This is a genomic window from Stenotrophomonas sp., from assembly GCF_036662295.1.
Lineage (GTDB): Bacteria > Pseudomonadota > Gammaproteobacteria > Xanthomonadales > Xanthomonadaceae > Stenotrophomonas.
Map to the genome: position 1 here is coordinate 1 of NZ_JAVWXA010000150.1, position 2,647 is coordinate 2,647.

3 protein-coding genes are annotated in these 2,647 nt (G+C 63.2%); all 3 read left to right on the forward strand.

The annotated features are described in order from the left end of the window. On the forward strand, positions 1-1,351 hold a 1,351-nt coding region (locus RSA25_RS18315), incomplete at its 5' end, for a cbb3-type cytochrome c oxidase subunit I (protein WP_332810258.1). Next, positions 1,348-1,989 carry a cytochrome o ubiquinol oxidase subunit III gene (gene cyoC, locus RSA25_RS18320; protein WP_332810259.1) on the forward strand — a complete coding sequence of 214 codons (642 nt, stop codon included), beginning with the start codon at positions 1,348-1,350 and terminating at the stop codon, positions 1,987-1,989. The genes RSA25_RS18315 and cyoC, both read left to right, overlap by 4 nt. Beyond that, on the forward strand, positions 1,989-2,336 hold the full coding sequence (gene cyoD / locus RSA25_RS18325) for a cytochrome o ubiquinol oxidase subunit IV (protein WP_332810260.1): 348 nt from the start codon (positions 1,989-1,991) through the stop codon (positions 2,334-2,336). Before cyoC ends, cyoD begins: the two co-directional genes overlap by 1 nt. Positions 2,337-2,647 lie beyond the last annotated feature (311 nt).

Genomic DNA, 2,647 nt, shown 5'->3' on the forward strand with positions numbered 1-2,647 from the left:
CCCGGGCATGAAGCTGATGCACATGCCGGTGTTCACCTGGACCGCGCTGGTCACCAACGTGCTGATCATCGCCGCCTTCCCGGTGCTGACCGTCACCCTGGTGCTGCTGACCCTGGACCGTTACCTGGGCACGCACTTCTTCACCAACGACGGTGGCGGCAACGCCATGCTGTACATCAACCTGATCTGGATCTGGGGCCACCCGGAAGTCTATATCCTGGTGCTGCCGGCCTTCGGCGTGTTCTCCGAGGTCATCGCCACGTTCTCGCGCAAGGCGCTGTTCGGCTACAAGGGCATGGTGTACGCCACCGCCTGCATCGGCGTGCTGTCCTTCATCGTGTGGCTGCACCACTTCTTCACCATGGGCTCGGGTGCCAACGTCAATGCCTTCTTCGGCATCACGACGATGATCATCTCCATCCCCACCGGCGTGAAGATCTTCAACTGGCTGTTCACCATGTTCCGCGGTCGCGTGCAGTTCACCACGCCCGTGCTGTGGACCATCGGCTTCATGGTCACCTTCACCATCGGCGGCATGACCGGCGTGATGCTGGCGATCCCGGCCATCGACTTCGTGCTGCACAACAGCCTGTTCCTGATCGCCCACTTCCACAACGTCATCATCGGCGGCGTGGTGTTCGGCATGTTCGCCGGCATCACCTACTGGTGGCCGAAGATGTTCGGCTTCCGCCTCAATGAAACCTGGGGCAAGCGCGCGTTCTGGTGCTGGTTCATCGGCTTCTACGTGGCCTTCATGCCGCTGTACATCCTGGGCTTCATGGGCATGACCCGCCGCATGCAGAGCTACCCGAACCTGGAATACCAGCCGCTGCTGGTGATCGCCATGTTCGGTGCGTTCATCATCGGCGCCGGCATCCTGTGCCAGGTGATCCAGATCGCCGTGTCCATCCGCGACCGCAAGAAGACCGCCGACCTGACCGGCGATCCGTGGGATGCCCGTACGCTGGAGTGGGAAACCTCTTCGCCGCCGTCGTTCTACAACTTCGGCGCGCTGCCCAAGGTCACCGAGCTGGACGATTTCTGGGAACGCAAGCAGCGTGGCGAGGCGTGGGAACGCCCGGCCAAGTACAGCGACATCCACATGCCGCGCAACACCGGTACCGGCGTGGTGATCGGCGCCTTCAGCCTGGTGCTGGGCTTTGCGATGATCTGGCACATCTGGTGGCTGGCCATCATTGGCCTGGTCGGCATGATCGGCACCTTCATCTGGCGCACCTTCGACAAGGACACCGATTACTACGTGCCCGCTGCCGAAGTGGAACGCATCGAAAATGAGCACCGTCGCCACCTGGTGGCGCAGGGCCTGGTGAAATCGGAGCTGAAGGCATGAGCAGCACTATCCCCAACACCATGAACGCTGGGCACGCCGCGCACGCGGCGGCCCACGGCCATGATGACCACGAGCACCACGACACCGGCGGCAACACCGTCTTCGGTTTCTGGGTGTACCTGATGAGCGACTGCCTCATCTTCGCCAGCCTGTTTGCCACCTACATCGTGTTGTCCGGTGGCACCAACGGCGGGCCGGGCCCGAAGGAACTGTTCGACCTGACCTTCGTGGCGTGGGAAACCACGCTGCTGCTGGTGTCCTCGCTGACCTTCGGCCTGGGCATGATCGCGCTGCACAAGCACAAGGTCGGCCAGATGTACCTGTGGCTGGGCCTGACCTGGCTGCTGGGCTTCGGCTTCATGGTCATGGAAGTGTGGGAGTTCAATCACCTCATCCATGCGGGCCACGGTCCGGACCACAGTGCGTTCCTGTCGGCGTTCTTCGCGCTGGTGGGCACGCACGGTCTGCACGTAAGCGCGGGCCTGCTGTGGCTGCTGATCATGTTCATCCAGATCAAGCAGAACGGGCTGACGCCGACCAACAAGACGCGCATGGCGTGCCTGAGCCTGTTCTGGCACTTCCTGGACCTGATCTGGATCGGCGTGTTCTCGGTGGTTTACCTGAAGGGAGCGCTGTAATGGCACATGACAATCACGCACACGACCATGGCCACGGCGCTGGCGGCGAAAGCCACGGCAGCGTCAAGTCGTACCTGGTGGGCTTCCTGCTGGCGGCGATCCTGACGATCATTCCGTTCTGGCTGGTGATGCACGGCAACCTGCCGACCTTCACCACCGGGGTGATCATCGTGATCGCGGCGGTGCTGCAGATCCTGGTGCACCTGGTGTTCTTCCTGCACCTGGACCGCTCCTCGGCGCAGCGTTGGAACGTCAGCGCGGCGGCCTTCACCGTGGTGGTGATCGGCATCATCGTCGCCGGCTCGCTGTGGGTCATGCACAACATGAACGTGCACATGATGCACTGACGTCGTCACGACGTTGTGGCATGCAGAAAGGCCGCCTTCGGGCGGCCTTTCTGCGTCTTGCGCTGCCAAGGCAGGGTCGGTTCCCAGACGACCGCCGATATCCCGCCCCCGCGCGGCGACCTTGCACCGGCCGAGGTAGGGTCGGTTCCCGAACGACCGCCGATATCCCGTCCACACCCGGCGAACGCATGACAATCATCGCGGTGGCGCGCCGGCACCGGCCACAGCAGAGCCTGCGTCCTCCAGCGGTCATGTCGCCACCGCGCGTTGCACCGTTACCGGCGGTCGACCAAGGTTCGACCCTACCGGCG

What these genes read in the sequence shown, in the direction of transcription:
- cyoD (WP_332810260.1), top strand. Translation starts at nt 1,989, where the DNA reads ATGGCACATGACAATCACGCACACGACCATGGCCACGGCGCTGGCGGC.
- cyoC (WP_332810259.1), top strand. Translation starts at nt 1,348, where the DNA reads ATGAGCAGCACTATCCCCAACACCATGAACGCTGGGCACGCCGCGCAC.